17 protein-coding genes are annotated in these 21,089 nt (G+C 70.3%); 13 read left to right on the top strand and 4 right to left on the bottom strand.

The window, feature by feature from the left end:
* Positions 1-219: 219 nt before the first annotated feature.
* The 13 genes from ACWCP2_RS15485 (at position 220) to pgi (ending at position 16,226) form a co-directional block, all read left to right on the top strand.
* Positions 220-879 (top strand): papain-like cysteine protease family protein, encoded by a 660-nt coding sequence (locus tag ACWCP2_RS15485; protein ID WP_450909076.1) that lies wholly within the window; start codon positions 220-222, stop codon positions 877-879.
* A gap of 4 nt (positions 880-883) precedes the next feature.
* Complete coding sequence (locus ACWCP2_RS15480) at positions 884-1,726, top strand: hypothetical protein (RefSeq protein WP_450909075.1); 843 nt, start codon at positions 884-886, stop codon at positions 1,724-1,726.
* 116 nt (positions 1,727-1,842) lie between these two features.
* Positions 1,843-3,939 (top strand): excinuclease ABC subunit UvrC, encoded by a 2,097-nt coding sequence (gene uvrC, locus ACWCP2_RS15475; protein ID WP_450909074.1) that lies wholly within the window; start codon positions 1,843-1,845, stop codon positions 3,937-3,939.
* Entirely contained in the window at positions 3,936-4,940 is a 1,005-nt protein-coding gene (gene rapZ, locus ACWCP2_RS15470; RefSeq protein ID WP_450909073.1) for an RNase adapter RapZ, read from the top strand. The genes uvrC and rapZ overlap by 4 nt, the downstream gene beginning before the upstream one ends.
* Positions 4,937-6,007, top strand: coding sequence for a gluconeogenesis factor YvcK family protein (locus tag ACWCP2_RS15465; protein WP_450909072.1), 1,071 nt, complete (start codon positions 4,937-4,939; stop codon positions 6,005-6,007). The genes rapZ and ACWCP2_RS15465 overlap by 4 nt, the downstream gene beginning before the upstream one ends.
* Complete coding sequence (gene whiA, locus ACWCP2_RS15460) at positions 5,998-6,999, top strand: DNA-binding protein WhiA (protein WP_450909071.1); 1,002 nt, start codon at positions 5,998-6,000, stop codon at positions 6,997-6,999. Before ACWCP2_RS15465 ends, whiA begins: the two co-directional genes overlap by 10 nt.
* A gap of 152 nt (positions 7,000-7,151) precedes the next feature.
* A complete protein-coding gene (locus tag ACWCP2_RS15455; protein WP_450909070.1) occupies positions 7,152-10,109 on the top strand; it encodes a M14 family zinc carboxypeptidase in 2,958 nt (985 codons plus the stop codon).
* Between the two features lie 208 nt (positions 10,110-10,317).
* Positions 10,318-11,322, top strand: coding sequence for a type I glyceraldehyde-3-phosphate dehydrogenase (gap, locus tag ACWCP2_RS15450; protein ID WP_450909069.1), 1,005 nt, complete (start codon positions 10,318-10,320; stop codon positions 11,320-11,322).
* Between the two features lie 140 nt (positions 11,323-11,462).
* Complete coding sequence (locus ACWCP2_RS15445) at positions 11,463-12,674, top strand: phosphoglycerate kinase (RefSeq protein WP_450909068.1); 1,212 nt, start codon at positions 11,463-11,465, stop codon at positions 12,672-12,674.
* Positions 12,675-12,680: 6 nt separating this feature from the next.
* Positions 12,681-13,469 (top strand): triose-phosphate isomerase, encoded by a 789-nt coding sequence (tpiA, locus tag ACWCP2_RS15440; RefSeq protein WP_450909067.1) that lies wholly within the window; start codon positions 12,681-12,683, stop codon positions 13,467-13,469.
* Between the two features lie 152 nt (positions 13,470-13,621).
* Positions 13,622-13,852, top strand: coding sequence for a preprotein translocase subunit SecG (gene secG, locus ACWCP2_RS15435; RefSeq protein WP_450909100.1), 231 nt, complete (start codon positions 13,622-13,624; stop codon positions 13,850-13,852).
* A 178-nt stretch (positions 13,853-14,030) separates the two neighbouring features.
* Positions 14,031-14,366: an RNA polymerase-binding protein RbpA gene (locus ACWCP2_RS15430; protein ID WP_007263454.1), complete on the top strand. Its 336-nt coding sequence runs from the start codon at positions 14,031-14,033 to the stop codon at positions 14,364-14,366.
* Between the two features lie 156 nt (positions 14,367-14,522).
* On the top strand, positions 14,523-16,226 hold the full coding sequence (gene pgi / locus ACWCP2_RS15425; protein WP_450909099.1) for a glucose-6-phosphate isomerase: 1,704 nt from the start codon (positions 14,523-14,525) through the stop codon (positions 16,224-16,226).
* Between the two features lie 73 nt (positions 16,227-16,299).
* Here the strand turns inward: pgi and pgl are convergent, their stop codons facing one another.
* The 4 genes from pgl to tal all read right to left on the bottom strand — a co-directional run bounded on the left by pgl (position 16,300) and on the right by tal (position 21,054).
* Positions 16,300-17,082, bottom strand: a complete 783-nt coding sequence (gene pgl, locus ACWCP2_RS15420) for a 6-phosphogluconolactonase (protein ID WP_450909066.1) — start codon at positions 17,080-17,082, stop codon at positions 16,300-16,302.
* Between the two features lie 266 nt (positions 17,083-17,348).
* Positions 17,349-18,404, bottom strand: coding sequence for a glucose-6-phosphate dehydrogenase assembly protein OpcA (opcA, locus tag ACWCP2_RS15415; protein WP_450909065.1), 1,056 nt, complete (start codon positions 18,402-18,404; stop codon positions 17,349-17,351).
* Entirely contained in the window at positions 18,401-19,930 is a 1,530-nt protein-coding gene (gene zwf / locus ACWCP2_RS15410; protein WP_250742320.1) for a glucose-6-phosphate dehydrogenase, read from the bottom strand. Before zwf ends, opcA begins: the two co-directional genes overlap by 4 nt.
* A gap of 5 nt (positions 19,931-19,935) precedes the next feature.
* Positions 19,936-21,054 (bottom strand): transaldolase, encoded by a 1,119-nt coding sequence (gene tal / locus ACWCP2_RS15405; RefSeq protein WP_450909064.1) that lies wholly within the window; start codon positions 21,052-21,054, stop codon positions 19,936-19,938.
* Between the last annotated feature and the right edge of the window lie 35 nt (positions 21,055-21,089).

Here is a 21,089-nt window from a genome sequence, read left to right as displayed (position 1 = left end):
TCACGCGACGGGGGTCCGGGCGGTCCGGCGGGTGGTGCCCGTGGTCCCGGTGGGTCCAGGTGGGGTGACGGCGGACGTTCACACGCCGGCCCCACCGTTCACACCGCGATGTCACGCCGTATTGAAGCGTGTTGACCTGTTCCCGACAACACCCCGATGCTCCTCCTCAGCGTCCGGACGCGCTCCTCCACCCCCACTCCCCCCATCGGGAGGAACGCGATGCGCAACAGAAACCGGCGGCTCACCCTGGCCGCCTTCCTCACCGCCCTGCTCACCGCCCTGCTCACCCTGCCCACCCATGCCGCCACCGCCGCCGGTACGGGCACCACGACCGCCGTCTCATCCGCAGCCGCAGCCGCACCCGCCGCCGCTCCCGCCGCGAACTCGGACTCGGCGCTGGCGTCCAAGCGGCTGAACATCACCATGCAGGCGCAACAGAAGACCAACTGGTGCTGGGCCGCCTCGGGCAACACCATCGCCACCTGGTTCGGCCGCACCTACAGCCAGAACCAGTTCTGCAACGCTGCCTTCAACCGCCAGCAGGGCTACGACTGCCCCAACAACCAGGCCAACCTGGCCAACGTGCAGACCGCCCTGCGCTGGGCCGGCATCAACTCCGGCTCCTACGTGACCGGCTGGCTCCAGTACTCCACCGTCCAGACCGAGATCAATGCCAACCGCCCGGTCGAGACCCGCATCCAGTGGTCCAACGGCGGCGGCCACATGCACGTGATCTACGGCTACGACACCGCGAACAGCTGGGTGTACTGGGGAGACCCGTGGCCCTCCAGCGACCGCTACAACTGGGCCTCGCACGCCTGGTACGTGGACAACAGCACCTTCTCCTGGACCCACTCGCTCTACCGGATCGGGGCGTGATCCCATGGCTCCCCTCGTCATGAACGGCCGTCTCGCCGCCGCGGCCGTCGCCGCGACCGCCGTACTGGCCCTGGCCCCCGCCCAGGCGTCCGCGGCGCCCGTACCGCAGCCCCAGACGGCCACCGCCGAGAACCTCGCCGCCGCCGGGCGGACGGCGGCGGCCCCCGACACCCTCGCCACCCTGTCCCGCTTCTTCGCCCGCGAGGGCAAGGTCTCCCTCGCCGCCGCGCGGCCCCGCATCGAGGGCGCGACCGTTCCCGTGCACTACCTCTCCCCGGACTTCGTCGCGGGGAAGGCGGGCGCGGGCGTGGCCCGGCTGGAGTTCCTCGCCAGCAAGGCCGTCTCCTCGGACGGACAGCAGGCGGCCCTGTGGACCGCGAAGACCGAAGCGGGCTGGCAGGTGGTGAACATCGCCACCGGCGACGACGAGTTCCGCTACGCCGCGCTCGGCGCGGCGAAACTCCCCGGCGGGACCGTGTTCCGCGAACCGCAGATCGACGCCTGGTACGTGGCCGGCGGCGACCGGGTGCTGCCCCTGGACGAGGACGCCGCCACCGCCGTCGGCGCGCGGGGCACGAGCCTGGCCGCCTACCGGACGCGGGTCGTGAAGGCCTACGCGGACAAGCTCCCCGGATCCGCCTACGGCAAGTCCGGGAAGGCCGGTGGCTTCGCCCCCACGGAAGCCACGGCCCCGGAGACCGCCCCGGAGACGGTCACGGCCGCGCAAGCCCCCGGCTCCGCCTCCGCCGGGCTCCCGATGACCGCCGGAGCCGTGGCTCTGGCGCTGGGCGCGGCCGGCGCGGTGGCCGCGCGGCGCGCCCGGCGGCAGCGGGTGGTGCGGGCGTAGCCACCCGAGGGGGTCCGGCCTCCCGGCCGCCTGCCGGGCGGCCGGGCCCTGCCGTGCGGCCGGGGCCCCGCGGGGCCGGGGCCCGCTTGTCGGCGGGCGACAGTAGGGTGGTTGGCATGGCCGACCCTTCCAGCTACCGCCCCAAGCCGGGACAGGTTCCCGACTCCCCGGGGGTCTACAAATTCCGTGACGAGCACCGCCGGGTGATCTACGTCGGGAAGGCCAAGAGCCTGCGCCAGCGGCTGGCCAGCTATTTCCAGGACCTCTCCGGGCTGCACCCGCGCACCGCCACCATGGTGACCACGGCCGCCTCCGTCGAGTGGACCGTGGTGTCCACCGAGGTCGAGGCGCTCCAGCTCGAATACTCCTGGATCAAGGAGTTCGACCCCCGGTTCAACGTCAAGTACCGGGACGACAAGAGCTACCCCTCCCTCGCCGTCACCCTGAACGAGGACTACCCGCGCGTCCAGGTCATGCGCGGCCCCAAGAAGAAGGGCGTGCGCTACTTCGGCCCGTACGGGCACGCCTGGGCCATCCGCGAGACCGTCGACCTGATGCTCCGGGTCTTCCCCGTCCGCACCTGCTCCGCCGGGGTGTTCAAGCGGTCCGCCCAGATCGGCCGCCCCTGCCTGCTCGGTTACATCGGCAAGTGCTCCGCGCCCTGCGTCGGCCGGGTCACCCCCGAGGAGCACCGCGAACTCGCCGAGGACTTCTGCGACTTCATGGCCGGCCGCACCGGCACCTACCTCACCCGCCTCGAACAGCAGATGCACGAGGCCGCGGAGGAGATGGAGTACGAGAAGGCCGCCCGGCTGCGCGACGACATAGGGGCCCTGCGCCGGGCCATGGAGAAGAACGCGGTCGTGCTCGCCGACGCCACCGACGCGGACCTGTTCGCGGTCGCCGAGGACGAGCTCGAGGCGGCGGTGCAGATCTTCCACGTCCGCGGCGGCCGGGTCCGGGGCCAGCGCGGCTGGGTCACCGACAAGGTCGAGGCCGTGGACACCGCCGGGCTCGTCGAGCACGCCCTCCAGCAGCTCTACGGGGAGGAGACGGGCGAGGCCGTCCCCAAGGAGGTGCTGGTCCCGGCGCTCCCCGAGGACACCCCGGCGCTGAGCCAGTGGCTCGCCGAGCGGCGCGGTTCGCAGGTGAGCCTGCGCATCCCGCAGCGCGGGGACAAGAAGGCGCTGATGGAGACCGTCCACCGCAACGCCCAGCAGTCCCTGGCCCTGCACAAGACCAAGCGTGCCGCCGACCTCACCACCCGCTCGCGGGCCCTGGAGGAGATCGCCGAGGCCCTGGACCTGGACGGCGCGCCGCTGCGCATCGAGTGCTTCGACATCTCCCACCTCCAGGGCGACGACGTCGTGGCCTCGATGGTCGTCTTCGAGGACGGGCTCGCGCGCAAGGGCGAGTACCGGCGCTTCCAGATCAAGTCCTTCGAGGGGCAGGACGACGTCCGCTCCATGCACGAGGTCGTCTCCCGGCGCTTTCGCCGCTATCTCCAGGAGAAGCTCAAGACGGGGGAGTGGTCACCCGAATCCTCGGAACCCTCCGAATCCTCCGAATCCTCGGAGTTTCCCGAGTCCGCGGAATCCGCCGGCTCCCCCGGGCCCGCCGCCGGCGGGGAGGTCGACCGCGACACGCCCGAGGACGACGGACGCCCCAAGCGTTTCGCGTACCCGCCTCAGCTCGTCGTGGTCGACGGCGGTCAGCCGCAGGTGGCCGCCGCCAAGCGGGCCCTGGAGGAGCTGGGGATCGACGACGTCGCCGTGTGCGGCCTCGCCAAGCGCCTGGAGGAGGTCTGGCTGCCCGGGGAGGACGACCCGGTGGTGCTGCCCCGCAGCAGCGAGGGCCTGTACCTGCTCCAGCGGGTCCGTGACGAAGCCCACCGGTTCGCCATCCAGTACCAGCGCAACAAGCGCGGCAAGCGCCTGAAGGCCGGGCCCCTCGACGAGGTCCCCGGGCTCGGCGAGAGCCGCAGACTGGCCCTGATCAAGCACTTCGGTTCGGTGAAAAAGCTGAGACAGGCGACAATCGACCAGATCTGCGAGGTCCCGGGCATAGGCCGCAAGACGGCCGAGACCGTGGCCGTGGCCCTCGCCCAGGCGGTTCCCGCCGGTCCCGCCGTCAATACGGCGACCGGGGAGATCATTGAGGATGAGACCCCCGCGTCCGCGGGAGCAGCATCCGATCGGGGGACCGAGCAATGACCGAGCGCGAGACCCGGCACGACCGAGGATCCGAGCAGGATCCCGGAAGTGGCGTCGCAGACATCGCATCCGAGTACGACCGAGACGGAGCACAGGTGAGTACGGGCACGACAGTGGAGCCCGGAGATACCGCCGAGGCGGCCATCCCCGAGCTGGTGATCATCTCCGGTATGTCCGGGGCCGGCCGCAGTACGGCGGCCAAGTGCCTGGAGGACCTCGGCTGGTTCGTCGTCGACAACCTCCCGCCCGCGCTGATCACCACCATGGTGGAACTCGGCGCCCGCTCGCAGGGCAACGTGGCGCGCATCGCCGTCGTCGTCGACGTCCGGGGCCGCCAGTTCTTCGACGCGCTGCGCGAATCCCTCGCCGACCTGGAGACCCGCGGGGTCACCCGGCGGATCGTCTTCCTGGAGTCCTCGGACGACGCCCTGGTGCGCCGCTTCGAGTCGGTCCGCCGCCCGCACCCGCTCCAGGGCGACGGCCGCATCGTCGACGGCATCGCCGCCGAGCGCGACCTGCTGCGCGAGCTGCGCGGCGACGCCGACCTCGTCATCGACACCTCCAGCCTGAACGTGCACGAGCTGCGCGCCAAGATGGACGCCCAGTTCGCCGGGGACGAGGAGCCCGAGCTGCGGGCCACCGTCATGTCCTTCGGCTACAAGTACGGGCTCCCCGTCGACGCCGACCTCGTCGTCGACTGCCGCTTCATCCCCAACCCGCACTGGGTCCCGGAGCTGCGCCCCTTCACCGGCCTGAACGAGGAGGTGTCGGGCTACGTCTTCAGCCAGCCCGGCGCCAAGGAGTTCCTCGACCGCTACACCGAGCTGCTCCAGCTCATCGCCACCGGCTACCGCCGCGAGGGCAAGCGGTACGTGACCATCGCGGTCGGCTGCACCGGCGGCAAGCACCGCAGCGTGGCCATGTCGGAGAAGCTCGCCGCCCGCCTCGCCTCCGAGGGAGTCGAGACCGTCGTCGTCCACAGGGACATGGGGCGCGAGTGACCGGACGTACCATGCGGCTGCGCCGCCTGCGGCGCCTCACCACCGGCAAGGGCGAGGACGGCGCGGGCCGCACGGGCCTGCGCCGGGGCGAGTCCGCCGAGGTGGCCGCGCCCAAGGTCGTGGCGCTGGGCGGCGGGATGGGCCTCTCGGCCTCGCTGACCGCCCTGCGCCGGATCACGGGCGAGCTGACCGCCGTCGTCACCGTCGCCGACGACGGCGGCTCCAGCGGCAGGCTCCGCGAGGAGCTCGGCGTCCTGCCTCCCGGGGACCTGCGCAAGGCGCTGGCCGCGCTGTGCGGTGACGACGACTGGGGCCAGACCTGGGCGCGGGTCATCCAGCACCGGTTCCAGTCCCAGGGCGACCTGCACGAGCACGCGGTCGGCAATCTGCTGATCGTCGCCCTGTGGGAACAGCTGGGCGACCACGTGCAGGCCCTGGACCTCGTCGGCAAGCTGCTCGGCGCCCAGGGCCGGGTGCTGCCGATGTCGGCGGTCCCGCTGGAGCTCCAGGCCCTCGTCAAGGGCCACGATCCGGCCCGCCCCGAGGACGTGGACACCGTACGGGGGCAGGCCACCGTGGCGCTGACCCCCGGCGAGGTGCTGTCCGTACAGGTGGTGCCGAGCGACCCGCCGGCGGTGCCCGAAGCCGTCGCGGCGGTGCTCGACGCGGACTGGGTCGTGCTCGGTCCGGGGTCCTGGTTCTCCTCGGTGATCCCGCACCTGCTGGTGCCCGAACTGCTCGACGCGCTGGTCGAGACGAAGGCCCGCAGGGTGCTCTCGCTGAACCTCGCACCACAACCCGGCGAAACAGAGGGCTTCTCTCCGCAGCGTCATTTGGAGGTTTTGGCCCGACACGCCCCTAAACTCGCCCTGGACGTGGTGCTGGCCGATCAGGCTGCCGTGCCCGATCGCGAGTCCCTCGCCGATGCCGCAAAACGGTTCGGCGCCGCGGTCGAGCTGGCGCCGGTCGCCCGGCTGGACGGCTCTCCGAAGCACGATCCGGAGCTGCTGGCCGCCGCGTACGACCGTATTTTTCGGATGCATGGAAGGATCGGCCCATGGCGATGACGCCCGCGGTGAAGGATGAGATCGCCCGCCTGCCCGTCACCCGCACCTGCTGCAGGAAGGCGGAGGTCTCGGCGATCCTTCGGTTCGCGGGCGGGTTGCACCTGGTGAGCGGCCGGATCGTCATCGAGGCGGAACTGGACGCGGGGATCTCGGCCCGCCGCCTGCGCAAGGACATTCTGGAGATCTTCGGGCACTCCTCGGATCTCGTGATCATGGCTCCGGGCGGCCTGCGCCGCGGCAACCGGTACGTGGTCCGCGTGGTCGCCGGCGGTGACCAGCTCGCCCGCCAGACGGGCCTCGTGGACGGCCGCGGCCGTCCGATCCGGGGTCTCCCCCCGCAGGTGGTCTCCGGGGCCACCTGTGACGCCGAGGCGGCCTGGCGCGGGGCCTTCCTGGCCCACGGCTCGCTGACCGAGCCGGGGCGCTCCTCCTCCCTGGAGGTCACCTGCCCCGGCCCGGAGGCCGCCCTGGCCCTGGTGGGCGCCGCCCGCCGGCTCTCCATCGCCGCGAAGGCCCGCGAGGTCCGCGGCGTGGACCGGGTCGTCGTACGGGACGGGGACGCCATCGGCGCCCTGCTGACCCGGCTCGGCGCCCACGACTCGGTGCTGCAGTGGGAGGAGCGGCGGATGCGGCGCGAGGTGCGCGCCACCGCCAACCGCCTGGCCAACTTCGACGACGCCAACCTGCGCCGCTCGGCGCGGGCCGCGGTGGCCGCCGGAGCGCGGGTCCAGCGGGCCCTGGAGATCCTCGCCGAGGAGGTCCCCGAGCACCTCGCGGCCGCCGGCCGGCTGCGCATGGAGCACAAGCAGGCCTCCCTGGAGGAGCTGGGCGCGCTCGCCGACCCGCCGCTGACCAAGGACGCGGTCGCGGGCCGCATCCGCCGCCTGCTGGCGATGGCCGACAAGCGGGCCCAGGACCTCGGGATCCCGGGCACCGAGTCGAACCTCGACCTCAGCGACAGCGAGGAGCTGGCCGACAACATGGCCGGCTGAGCGGGGGAGCCGCACGCGAAAAGCAGCGCCGCAAGGGGCTCGCACGCTCACTCGTGCGAGCCCCTTTCCGGTGTGCCCCATTGACATGAGCATGGGCTGGTCGTGAGCCTGTCGTCCGAAGCTTTCGTGGCAGACGACGCCCAGGGGGGCACATGAGGCACCGCGCGAGATCGATCCTCGCCGCAAGCGCACTCGTCTTCGGCACCACACTGGCCGCACTACCCGCAGCGGCCCAGGCCCAGCCGGGTACGGCCGACCGGTCCGCCGCCGACGAGGTACGGGTCTACGACGCCGACATCACCAAGGAGCAGGTCCCGCTGGTCCTCGCGGCCGGCCAGGACGCGCACGAGCTCTCCGAACGAGCCCCGGAGACCGGGACCGCCAAGGTCGAGCTCTTCCTCACCGGCGGGCAGGCCAAGGAGCTGTCGGCCCAGGGGATCAAGCTCGCCGAACGCAAGGTCGGGGCCAAGGCCGCGGCCCGCACACTGGCGGCCGGCGACGGGGTCTTCCGCCCGTACAGCGGCAAGGGCGGGCTCCAGGAGGAGATCCTGCGCACCGCCCAGGAGAACCCGGGCCTCACCAAGGTCGTCTCCATCGGCAAGACCGTCCAGGGCAAGGACATCCTCGCCCTGAAGGTCTCCAAGAACGCCAAGAGGACCAGGGACGGCGACAAGCCCTCCACGCTCTTCATGTCGAACCAGCACGCCCGTGAGTGGATCACCCCCGAGATGACCCGGCGGCTGATGCACCACACCCTCGACAACTACGGCAAGGACCCGCGCATCACCAAGCTGGTGGACTCCACCGAGCTGTGGTTCCTGCTCTCCGCCAACCCCGACGGCTACGACTACACCTTCGCCCCCGACGGCCAGCGGCTGTGGCGCAAGAACCTGCGCGACAACAACGCCGACGGCAAGATCACCGCGGTCGACGGCGTCGACCTCAACCGCAACTTCGCCTACAAGTGGGGCTACGACAACGAGGGCTCCTCGCCCAACCAGTCGAGCGAGACCTACCGCGGCGCGAAGGCCGCCTCCGAACCCGAGACGGTGGCCCTCGACAAATTCCAGAAGCGCATCGGCTTCGACTACGCCGTCAACTACCACTCCGCCGCCGAGCTGATCCTCTACGGCGTGGGCTGGCAGGTGGCCACCCCCACCCCCGACGACATCGCCTACAAGGCGCTCGCCGGCACGCCGGAGAACCCGGCCGTCCCGGGCTACTACCCGCAGGTCTCCTCGGAGCTCTACACCACCAACGGCGAAGCGGACAGCCAGGCGGCCAACGCCAACGGCATCATGATGTTCACGCCGGAGATGACCACCTGCCAGACGGCCTCCGCCGTCGACCCGGACGACCAGTGGAAGCCCGAGGACTGCGCCTCCGGCTTCAACTTCCCGGACGACGAGAAGCTCATCCAGGGCGAGTTCGCCAAGAACATCCCCTTCGCACTCTCCGTCGCGGAGAGCGCCGAGCACCCGGACCAGCCGAAGTCCTCCCTGGGCCTGACCGCCGCGGACTTCACCCTGGACCCCTTCACCACCTCCTACGCGGCCCGCGGCGAGGACCAGAAGGTCTCCGTCACGGCCCGCAAGGCGCTGAAGGACAAGGAGCTGAACTACCGCATCAACGGCGGCCGCACCCACGACGAGGACCTCAGGGCCTGGAAGGGCGGTGAGGTCTACGGCGGCGACGACAACAACTGGTTCGACGAGTACCGCGCCGACGTCGAGGACGCGAAGCCCGGCGACAAGGTCGAGGTCTGGTTCACCGGCCGCGACCGCGGCAAGCAGGTCTCCAGCGAGCACTTCACCTACACGGTGGCGACGCGCCCGCGCGCCGACGTGCTGGTGATCGCCGAGGAGGGCGCCCCGGCGCAGCACGCGCAGGAGTACGTGGACGCCCTGAAGGCCAACGGCATGAGCGCGGCGGTCTGGGACGTGGCCGTCCAGGGTGCCCCGCACCACCTCGGAGTCCTGTCCCACTTCCGTACCGCCGTCCACTACACCGGGGCCAAGTCCCCGGGCGGCGACACCCAGCTGGCGGTACGCGACTTCCTCAACGAGGGCGGCAAGCTGATCGAGGCCGGTGAGCTGGCGGGCGGCAACGCCCAGGTCGGCCGCGCCGTGACCAACGACTTCAGCCAGTACTTCCTCGGCGCCTACGGCCGCGCGGGGGTCACCGGCCCCACCGGCTTCACCGGCGCGGGCTCCCTGACCGGGGCCAAGGGCGCCCTCGGCGACGCCACGGGCAACCCGCTCGACCGCCCGGGCTCCTACACGGTCACCTCCGACACCCTGCCGGCGGCGCAGTTCCCGCAGTTCAAGAGCGCGCAGTCGGGCCAGTACGCCGGAGTGGTGAACCCGTACGCCCCGTACGCCGGCGCCCAGATGGCCTCGGCCACGCACGACGACGACGACTGGAAGCGCCTCACCCGCACCATCGACCTCACCCAGGTCACCGCGGCCGACCAGCCGAAGCTCAAGATGGCGCTGAACTGGAACACCGAGGAGGGCTACGACCACGCGGTCCTGGAGTCCCGTACCGCGGGCGGCGACGACTGGACCACCCTGCCCGACCTGGGCGGCCAGACCACCACCACCGTGCCGGAGGAATGCGGGGCCGGATTCTTCGTCAACGACCACCCGTTCCTGCGCCGCTACCTCACCCTCGACGCCGGCGGCTGCACCCCCGCGGGCACCAGCGGCCAGTGGAACTCCTTCACCGGGTCCTCGGGCGGCTGGAAGCAGGTCTCCTTCGACCTGAGCGCCTACGCGGGCAAGACCGTCGAGGTCTCCCTCGCCTACATCACCGACCCGGGCTCGGGCGGCCGCGGCGTCTTCGCGGACGAGGCCCGCGTCTCGACCGGCGGTACCGACCAGGCGGCCGAGGGATTCGAGTCGTCCTTCGGTGTCTGGACCGCGCAGGGCGCACCTGCCGGAAGCCCCGATGTTCCGGGCGATTGGTCCCGGTCGGGCGAGCTGTTCAAGTCCTACGCATCCGTCACTACGCGTGACACCGTGCTCCTGGGCTTCGGCCTGGAACACGTGCCGGCCGCGGCCGACCGCGCCGTACTCGTCGGTAAGGCGCTCCGGTCGCTGAACCACTGATCAGACGCCCCGTCGCCGCTCACCGAGAGTGACCGGGCACAAAGTCCCCGAGGTCCCGTACTCGTCCGAGAGTGCGGGGCTTCGGGGCGTGTCAGACGATGCTCGATGTCACTCAAAAGCTCACGGAGAGGTAGTGTCGTAAGCGGTCGGGGACATCCCATACAGCTCGCTGGCGGACAGGCCGGCGCACCAACGAGGAGATCGGTTCGTGACGATCCGCGTAGGCATCAATGGTTTTGGCCGAATTGGCCGCAACTACTTCCGGGCGCTTCTGAAGCAGGGAGCGGACATCGAGATCGTCGGTGTCAACGACCTGACTGACAACGCAACCTTGGTTCACCTCCTCAAGTACGACACGATCCTGGGCCGTCTCGAGGCCGATGTCAGCCACACGGCCGACACCATCACCGTCGGTGGCAACACCTTCAAGACCTTTGCCGAGCGCGACCCCGCGAACCTCCCCTGGGGCGAGCTGGGCGCCGACATCGTCATCGAGTCGACCGGCATCTTCACGAAGAAGGCCGACGCCGCCAAGCACATCGCGGCCGGCGCGAAGAAGGTCCTCATCTCGGCTCCGGCCAAGGACGAGGACATCACGATCGTGATGGGCGTCAACCAGGAGAAGTACGACGCGGCCAACCACCACGTCATCTCCAACGCCTCCTGCACCACCAACTGCGTGGCGCCGATGGCCAAGGTCCTCCTGGAGAACTTCGGCATCGTCAAGGGCATGATGACGACGGTCCACGCGTACACGAACGACCAGCGCATCCTGGACTTCCCGCACTCGGACCTGCGCCGGGCGCGCGCGGCCGCCGAGAACATCATCCCGACCACCACCGGTGCCGCCAAGGCCACCGCGCTGGTCATCCCGGAGCTGGCGGGCAAGCTCGACGGCATCGCGATGCGCGTCCCGGTCCCCACCGGTTCCGTGACCGACCTCGTCATCGAGCTCGAGCGCGAAGTCACCAAGGACGAGGTCAACTCGGCCTTCCAGAAGGCCTCGCAGGGCCAGCTGAAGGGCATCCTGGACTACACCGAGGACGCGATCGTCTCTTCCGACATCGTGAACTGGCCGTACTCCTGCACCTTCGACTCCTCCCTGACCATGGTCCAGGGCAAGAGCGTCAAGGTCATCGGCTGGTACGACAACGAGTGGGGCTACTCCAACCGCCTCGTCGACCTGACCGTGTTCGTCGGCGGTCAGCTCTAAGCACCAAGACAGGCACCACGATGTGAGCACCGGGGCTCGGGCAGCGCGATGAAGCGCTGTACGGGCCCCGTTGCATGCCTCGTACCCCTCTCGTCCCGCACGGGTAAAGTCCTGGGCTGGGAAAAGGAGTAGAAAACAGCATGAAGACGATCGACGAACTTCTCGCCGAGGGCGTTTCCGGCAAGCGTGTCTTCGTACGCGCCGACCTCAACGTGCCGCTCTCGAACGGTGAGATCACCGATGACGGCCGCATCCGCGCCGTGCAGCCCACCATCGCGAAGCTCGCCGAGGCCGGCGCGCGCGTGATCGTGGCCTCGCACCTGGGCCGCCCCAAGGGTGCCCCGGACCCGGCCTTCTCGCTGGCGCCCGCCGCCGCCCGCCTCGGCGAGCTGCTCGGTACGGACGTCGCGTTCGCCACCGACACCGTCGGCGCCTCCGCCAAGGAGACCGTCGCGGCCCTCGCCGACGGCCAGGTCGCCGTCATCGAGAACCTGCGCTTCAACGCCGGTGAGACCGCCAAGGACGACGCCGAGCGCGGTGCCTTCGCGGACCAGCTCGCCGAGCTGGCCGACATCTACGTCGGCGACGGCTTCGGCGCTGTCCACCGCAAGCACGCCTCGGTCTTCGACCTCCCCGCGCGCCTCCCGCACGCGGCCGGCTACCTCATCGCCACCGAGGTCGGCGTCCTGAAGAAGCTGACCGCCGAGGTCAAGCGCCCGTACGTGGTCATCCTCGGCGGCGCCAAGGTCTCCGACAAGCTCGCCGTCATCGACCAGCTGCTCGGCAAGGCCGACCGCATCCTCATCGGCGGCGGCATGGCGTACACCTTCCTCTACGCCAAGGGCTACGAGGTCGGCATCTCCCTGCTCCAGAAGGACCAGGTGGACGTCGTCAAGGAGTACATGGCGCGCGCCGAGAAGAACGGCGTCGAGCTGGTCCTCCCGGTCGACATCCTCGCCTCCACGGACTTCCCGGACCTGAAGACCAAGGCCCCGGCCGACTTCATCGTCGTCGACGCGGACAAGATCCCCGCCGACCAGGAGGGTCTGGACATCGGCCCCAAGACCCGCGAGCTGTACGCCGACAAGATCGCCGACGCCGAGACCGTGTTCTGGAACGGGCCCGTGGGCGTCTTCGAGCACCCCGACTACGCCGGCGGCACCAGCGCCATCGCGAAGGCCCTCGTCGACAGCGATGCCTTCACCGTCGTCGGCGGTGGCGACTCGGCCGCCGCCGTGCGCACGCTCGGCTTCGACGAGAACGCTTTCGGCCACATTTCGACCGGTGGCGGCGCCTCCCTCGAGTACCTCGAGGGCAAGACGCTCCCCGGCCTCGCCGCACTGGAGGTCTGAACCTTAATGACTGAGAACACCGCCGGCCGTACCCCGCTGATGGCGGGCAACTGGAAGATGAACCTCAACCACCTCGAGGCCATCGCCCACGTCCAGAAGCTCGCCTTCGCCCTGGCCGACAAGGACTACGACTTCGTCGAGGTCGCGGTCCTGCCGCCCTTCGTCGACCTCCGTTCGGTCCAGACCCTGGTCGACGGCGACAAGCTGAAGATCAAGTACGGCGCCCAGGACATCTCGGCCCACGACTCCGGCGCCTACACCGGTGAGATCTCCGGCCCGATGCTCTCGAAGCTGAAGTGCACGTTCGTGGCCGTCGGCCACAGCGAGCGCCGCCAGTACCACGGTGAGAGCGACGAGATCTGCAACGCCAAGGTCAAGGCCGCCTACAAGCACGGGATCACCCCGATCCTGTGCGTCGGCGAGGGCCTGGACATCCGCAAGGCCGGACAGCAGGTCGAGTACACGCTGAACCAGCTCGACGGCGGCCTCAAGGACGTTCCGGCCGAGCAGGTCGAGTCCATCGTGATCGCGTACGAGCCCGTCTGGGCGATCGGGACCGGCGAGGTCGCCACTCCCGAGGACGCGCAGGAGGTCTGCGGTGCCATCCGCGTGCGCCTCGCGGAGCTGTACTCGCAGGAGCTGGCCGACAAGGTCCGCATCCAGTACGGCGGCTCGGTCAAGTCCGGCAACATCGCCGCGATCATGGCCCAGCCCGACGTCGACGGCGCCCTGATCGGCGGCGCGGCGCTGGACGCGGACGAGTTCGTGAAGATCGTCCGTTTCCGGGACCAGTGACGGTCATCGTGAGTATGCGGTAGGGCGGATCCGTCGTACCCTTGCGGGGGCCGAGCAGGCTGTGAACCAGCTGCCGGCCCCCGTGCTCGTAATCGGCACTGCGGGAACGCCGGAAAGCCAGTAAGCCAGGAAAGTAGGAATCAGCCGTGATTATGGGGTTCGAGATCGCCTTGGTCGTCTTCAGCGCCCTGCTGATGCTGCTCGTGCTGATGCACAAGGGCAAGGGCGGCGGTCTTTCCGACATGTTCGGCGGCGGTATGCAGTCGTCGGTCGGCGGCTCCTCGGTCGCGGAGCGCAACCTCGACCGCATCACCGTGGTGATCGGTCTGCTCTGGTTCGCCTGCATCGTCGCGCTCGGTCTGCTCATGAAGGCGAACAGCTGAACCGTTCTGGCCATTCCGGCGGTCCGGTCGGCTCCCCCCGGCCTATCATGAGGTCCGGCGTCCTTGTCTGGAATGGGTAACTCCGCTCCTGGACGGGCGCCCCGCCTTACGTAGACTTGGGCGCCCGCGACGGAATCCACTCACGTTTCGCGGCACCATCACGCAGGGAGTTACGACCGTGGCAAGTGGCAACGCGATCCGTGGTAGTCGGGTCGGAGCGGGGCCGATGGGTGAGGCCGAGCGCGGCGAGTCCGCGCCCCGCCTGCGCATCTCCTTCTGGTGCTCGAACGGGCACGAGACGCAGCCGAGCTTCGCCAGCGACGCGCAGGTGCCGGACACCTGGGACTGCCCGCGCTGCGGGTTCCCGGCCGGCCAGGACCGGGACAACCCGCCCGCGCCGCCGCGCACCGAACCGTACAAGACCCACCTGGCGTACGTACGGGAGCGGCGGACCGACGCCGACGGCGAGGCGATCCTCGCCGAGGCGCTCGCCAAACTGCGCGGCGAGATCTGACGCGCTCCCACCGCACGACCGAAGTTTCCTCCGGCCCGGCCCGCAAGAGTCCCAACTCCTGCGGGCCGGGCCGCTTTGTGTCGGTTGTGCCGCTTCCCATCCCTTAGGTTGGAACCGGCGGGGCACGACAGGACAGGAAGTGGGTTGATGTCCGAGATGAACGCAAACCAGGCCGCCGCGCGAAGCGCGTCGAGCGAGGGTGGTGGCGGGCGACGGGAGGGCCGTACGAGGCTCAATCGGACGCCGGAGTGGGCTGCACTCGGCAAGCACCGGGACGAGCTGGGGCAGACGCATCTGCGGGAGCTGTTCGAGGCGGATCCGGGCCGGGGCACCGGCTACACGTTGCAGGTCGGGGACCTGCACATCGACTACTCGAAGCACCTCGTCAACGACGAGACGCTGACACTGCTGCGCGAACTGGCCGCGGCGACCGGCGTGGCCGCGCTGCGCGAGGCCATGTTCCGCGGCGAGAAGATCAACACGACCGAGGACCGGGCGGTCCTGCACACCGCGCTGCGCGCACCGGCCGACGCGGTCGTCGAGGTGGACGGGGAGAACGTCGTCCCCGCGGTCCACGCGGTCCTCGACAAGATGGCGGCCTTCGCCGACCGGGTCAGGTCGGGGGAGTGGACCGGCTTCACCGGCAAGCCCATCAAGAACGTCGTCAACATCGGCATCGGCGGCTCCGACCTCGGTCCGGCGATGGCGTACGAAGCGCTGCGCGCCTTCTCCGACCGCGGTCTGACGGTCCGTTTCGTATCGAACGTGGACGGCGCCGACCTGCACGAGGCGGTACGCGACCTCGATCCGGCCGAAACGCTGTTCATCATCGCGTCCAAGACCTTCACGACCATCGAGACCATCACCAACGCCACGTCGGCGCGGGAGTGGCTGCTCGCGGGCGTCGGCGGCGACGAGGCCGCCGTGGCACGGCACTTCGTGGCGCTCTCCACCAACGAGGAGAAGGTCTCCGCGTTCGGCATCGACACGGCCAACATGTTCGAGTTCTGGGACTGGGTCGGCGGACGCTACTCCTTCGACTCGGCCATCGGGCTCTCCCTGATGATCGCGATCGGCCCGGACTCCTTCCGCGAACTGCTCGGCGGATTCCACGCCATGGACGAGCACTTCCGCACGGCGCCCCCCGAGGAGAACGCCCCGCTGCTGCTGGGCCTGCTGGGAATCTGGTACGGAGCCTTCTTCGACGCCCAGTCGCACGCGGTGCTCCCGTACAGCCACTACCTCTCCCGGTTCACCGCGTACTTGCAGCAGCTGGACATGGAGTCCAACGGCAAGTCGGTGGACCGCGAGGGCAACCCGGTGGACTGGCAGACCGGTCCGGTGGTGTGGGGCACGCCCGGCACCAACGGCCAGCACGCCTACTACCAGTTGATCCACCAGGGCACGAAGGTGATCCCGGCGGACTTCATCGGCTTCGCGCGGCCCGTGGGCGAACTGTCGCCGGCGCTGGCGGCCCAGCACGACCTGCTCATGGCGAACTTCTTCGCGCAGACGCAGGCCCTGGCCTTCGGTAAGACGGCGGACGAGGTCCGGGCGGAGGGCGTCGCCGAACCGCTGGTCCCGCACAAGACCTTCGCGGGCAACCACCCGACGACGACGATCCTGGCGACGGAGCTCACCCCGTCGGTCCTGGGCCAGCTGATCGCGCTCTACGAGCACAAGGTGTTCGTCCAGGGCGCGGTGTGGAACATCGACTCCTTCGACCAGTGGGGCGTGGAGCTCGGGAAGGTCCTGGCCAAGCGGGTCGAGCCGGCGCTGACCGACGGCACGGACGTACCGGGCCTGGACGCGTCCACGCGCGCGCTGGTGGCCACGTACCGCTCGCTGCGGGGCCGCTGACGGTCCGGCAAAGGCGACAGGGCCCGCTCTCCTCCGGGAGGGCGGGCCCTGTCGGTTCCACGGCTCTACGGAATCAGGCCGAGGCCGGCGGGTACATGGCCGGCGGGAGCTTCGCGGCCGCCGCGCGGTCGAGGAGCCACAGGGTCCGGGAGCGGCCGTACGCGGCGGCCGCCGGTGCCTGGACCTCGCCGGCGCCGCCCAGGGCGATCGCCACCGCTCCGGCCTTGTCCTCGCCGGCGGCCAGGAGCCAGACCTCGCGGGCGGCCCGGATCGCCGGGAGCGTGAGCGAGATCCGGGTCGGCGGCGGCTTGGGCGCGCCGTGGACGCCGACGACGGTGCGCTCGCTCTCGCGGGAGGCCGGGTGCTCGGGGAAGAGGGAGGCCACGTGCGTGTCCGGGCCCACGCCCAGCATCAGGACGTCGAAGCGGGGGACCGGGCCGTGGTCCTCGGGGGCGGCGGCCTTCCGGAGCTCCGCCGCGTAGGAGGCGGCCGCCGCGTCCACGTCGACCCCGTACGGGCCGTCGGAGGCGGGCATGGCATGAACCCGTGCGGGGTCCACCGGAACGGAGTCCAGCAGGGCCTCACGGGCCTGTACGTGGTTGCGCTCGGGGTCGTCGGCGGGCACGTAGCGCTCGTCGCCCCACCACAGGTCGATCCGCGACCAGTCGATGGCGTCCCGGGCCGGGGCCGCGGCCAGCGCGGCGAGCAGGCCGTTGCCGTTGCGGCCGCCGGTGAGGACCACCGACGCGGTGCCGCGGGCCGCCTGCGCGTCCACGATCTTCGTGATCAGCCGGGCGGCCGCGGCCTGGGCCATCAGCTCCTTGTCCCGGTGGACGACGACCTGGGGAGTCGTCATACCCATGTGCTGCCGCCTTGTCGGTAGGTCTTCATACGGGTGCGGGTCCGGCTGCCGCTGCGCGGGGCCGCTCCCCGCCCCGCCCTTTCTCCGTTTCCTGGGGCTCCGCCCCAGAACCCGGTCCTCAAACGCCGGACGGGCTGGATGTTCCAGCCCGTCCGGCCGCATCAGCCTCGCCGGCGTTTGAGGCGCGGGGTCCGGGGCGGAGCCCCGGGGAACGGTGGAAGGGCGGGTAGGGGACGGCCCCGCGCAGCGGCCCGGGCGCGCTACTTGGCCGCGGCCTTCTTCGCCGGGGCCTTGGACGGCTTCGCCGCCGGAGCCTCCGCCTTCGCCGGGGTCTCCGGCTTCGCCGGGGTCTCCGCCTTGGCCGGGGCCGGCTTGGCGGCGGCCGCCGCCGTGGGGGCCAGGCGGGCCACGCCGAACTTCAGCGAGGCCTCGTAGGTGTTGTCCGGGTCCAGGCGGCGGAGTTCCTCCGCCAGGAGCTCGGCCGTGTCGCGGCGCTTCAGCGCCACCGCACGGTCGGGCTGCCCCGGCATGCACAGCGTGGCCAGCGCCCCGTCCGCCCGGTCCAGGACGATCTCGCCGTCCTTGGTCTCCAGACGGACCGCGGTGAGCCCGGGGCCCGCCGAGGAGGTGCGCTTGACCGGGACCTGGAGGCGGTCCGCGAGCCACATCGCCAGCAGCTCGCAGCTCGGGTTGTCGTCCTCGCCCTCGACGGTCGCCGAGGACACGGAGTGGACCTGCTGGTCGAGGGCCGCCGCGAGCATGGAGCGCCACGGGGTGATCCGGGTCCAGGACAGGTCCGTGTCGCCGGGCGCGTACGCCGTGGCCCGGCTGCCGAGCGCCTCGATCGGATGCTCGGTGGAGTAGGTGTCCGTGATCCGGCGCTGGCCGAGCGATCCCAGGGGGTCGCCGGCCAGATCCTGGGGAGCACCCTCCGGCCACCAGACGACGACGGGCGCGTCCGGCAGGAGGAGCGGGAGAACCACCGACTGGGCGTGGTCGACCAGTTCGCCGTGCAGGCGCAGGACGACCGTCTCGCCGGTGCCGGAGTCCGTCCCGACGCGGACTTCCGCGTCGAGACGGGCGCCCTGGCGGCTGCGCGGCGAGCGGCTGACCCGCTTGATGACGACGACGATCCGCGAGGGGTGTTCGCGGGACGCGTCGTTCGCCGACTTGAGCGCGTCGTACGCGTTCTCCTCGTCGGTCACGATCACCAGCGTGAGCACCATCCCGATGGCCGGCGTGCCGATGTCCCGGCGTGCCTGCACCAACGCGGCGTTGATCTTGCTGGAGTTGGTCTCCGTGAGGTCGATCTTCATGGCCGGCGCCAGCTCCGTCCGTCTCGTGCGAGCATCTCGTCCGCCTCGACCGGTCCCCAGGTGCCCGACGGGTACTGCGCGGGCTTGCCGTGCGTGTCCCAGTACCGCTCGATCGGGTCGAGGATGTTCCAGGACAGTTCGACCTCCTGGTGGCGCGGGAACAGGTTCGCGTCACCCAGCAGGACGTCGAGGATCAGCCGCTCGTAGGCCTCGGGGCTCGATTCCGTGAAGGACTCGCCGTAGGCGAAGTCCATCGTCACGTCCCGGACCTCCATGGAGGTGCCCGGAACCTTGGAGCCGAAGCGCACCGTCACGCCCTCGTCCGGCTGGACCCGGATGACCAGGGCGTTCTGCCCCAGCTCCTCGGTCGCGCCCGACTCGAACGGCAGGTACGGGGCCCGCTTGAAGACGACCGCGATCTCGGTCACCCGGCGGCCCAGGCGCTTGCCCGTCCGCAGGTAGAACGGGACGCCCGCCCAGCGGCGGTTGTTGATCTCCAGGCGGATGGCCGCGTAGGTGTCGGTCTTCGACTTGGGGTCGATGCCGTCCTCTTCGAGGTACCCGACGACCTTCTCGCCGCCCTGCCACGCCGCCGAGTACTGGCCGCGCACGGTGTGCTTGCCCAGGTCCTCGGGCAGCTCCACGGCGGTGAGCACCTTGAGCTTCTCGGCCACCAGCGCCTTGGGGTGGAAGGAGCCGGGCTCCTCCATCGCCGTCAGCGCCAGCAGCTGGAGCAGGTGGTTCTGGATGACGTCGCGGGCCGCGCCGATGCCGTCGTAGTAGCCGGCCCGGCCGCCGATGCCGATGTCCTCGGCCATGGTGATCTGTACGTGGTCGACGTACGACCGGTTCCAGATCGGCTCGAACATCGTGTTGGCGAAGCGGAGCGCCAGAATGTTCTGGACGGTCTCCTTGCCCAGGTAGTGGTCGATCCGGAAGACCTCGTTGGGCGGGAAGACGTCGTGCACGAGCTGGTTGAGCTCCTGCGCACTGGTCAGGTCGTGCCCGAACGGCTTCTCGATGACCGCGCGCCGCCAGGAGCCCTCCTTCTGGTCCGCCAGCCCGTGCTTCTTGAGCTGGGCGACGACCTTGGGGAAGAACTTCGGCGGGACGGACAGGTAGAAGGCGAAGTTGCCGCCGGTGCCCTGCGCCTTGTCCAGCTCCTCGATCGTCGACTTCAGCGTCTCGAACGCCTGGTCGTCGTCGAAGTCGCCCTGGACGAAACGGCAGCCCTGCACCAGCTGCTGCCAGACCTCTTCACGGAAAGGTGTGCGCGCGTGCTGCTTGACCGCGTCGTGAACCTCCTGCGCGAAGTCCTCGTCCTGCCACTCGCGCCGGGCGAACCCGATCAGCGAGAAGCCCGGCGGAAGCAGTCCGCGGTTGGCGAGGTCGTAGACGGCAGGCATCAGCTTCTTGCGCGACAGGTCACCCGTAACGCCGAAAATGACCAGGCCGGACGGCCCCGCGATGCGCGGGAGCCGCCGGTCCTGTGCGTCACGAAGCGGGTTCGCTCCGTTTACAGACAAAGTGTTCAGGCCTCCGTGGGGGCGAGGCGCTCAAGCTCCGCCTCGGTCGACTTCAGCAGGTCGTTCCAGGACACCGCGAACTTCTCGACGCCCTCTTCTTCGAGCAGCTGCACCACATCGTCGTACGAAATGCCCAGCTTGGCGACCGCTGCGAGTTCGGCGCGCGCCTGGTCGTACGTGCCGCGGATGGTGTCGCCCTCGACCTCGCCGTGGTCGGCGGTGGCTTCCAGGGTGGCCTCGGGCATGGTGTTGACGGTGCCGGGGGCGACCAGGTCCACCACGTACAGGGTGTCCTTGTACGCCGGGTCCTTGACGCCGGTCGAGGCCCAGAGCGGACGCTGCTTGTTGGCGTGCGCCTTGTCCAGGGCCGCCCAGCGCTCGGTGGAGAAGACCTCTTCGAAGGCCTCGTAGGCCAGACGGGCGTTCGCGAGCGCCGCCTTGCCCTTGAGGGCCTTGGCCTCGTCGGTGCCGACGGAGTCCAGGCGCTTGTCGATCTCGGAGTCCACGCGGGACACGAAGAAGGAGGCGACCGAGTGGATCTTGGAGAGGTCCAGGCCCGCGGCCTTCGCCTTCTCCAGGCCCGCCAGGTAGGCGTCCATGACCTCGCGGTAGCGCTCCAGCGAGAAGATCAGCGTCACGTTGACGCTGATGCCCTTGCCGATGACCTCGGTGATCGCCGGCAGGCCGGCCTTGGTCGCCGGGATCTTGATGAGCGTGTTCGGGCGGTCCACCAGCCACGCGAGCTGCTTGGCCTCGGCGATGGTCGCCGGGGTGTTGTGGGCCAGCCGGGGGTCGACCTCGATCGAGACCCGGCCGTCCTGGCCCTCGGTGGAGTCGTACACCGGGCGCAGGATGTCGGCGGCGTCGCGGACGTCCGCCGTGGTGATCATGCGGATGGCCTCTTCGACGGTGACCTTGCGGGCGGCCAGGTCGGCGAGCTGCTGCTCGTACCCCTCGCCGCCGCTGATCGCCTTCTGGAAGATCGCCGGGTTGGTGGTGACACCCACCACGTGCTGCTGGTCGATGAGCTCGGCAAGGTTGCCGGACGTGATCCGCTTGCGGGACAGGTCGTCCAGCCAGATCGCGACGCCCTCGTCGGAAAGGCGCTTCAGTGCGTCTGTCATGGGAATTGCATCTCCTACTGGTCTGGGTGCGGGCG

This window comes from Streptomyces sp. NPDC002104, from assembly GCF_053593795.1.
The sequence above is the reverse complement of the archived record's forward strand: the minus strand, read 5'-3'. Positions and strand labels throughout refer to the sequence as shown.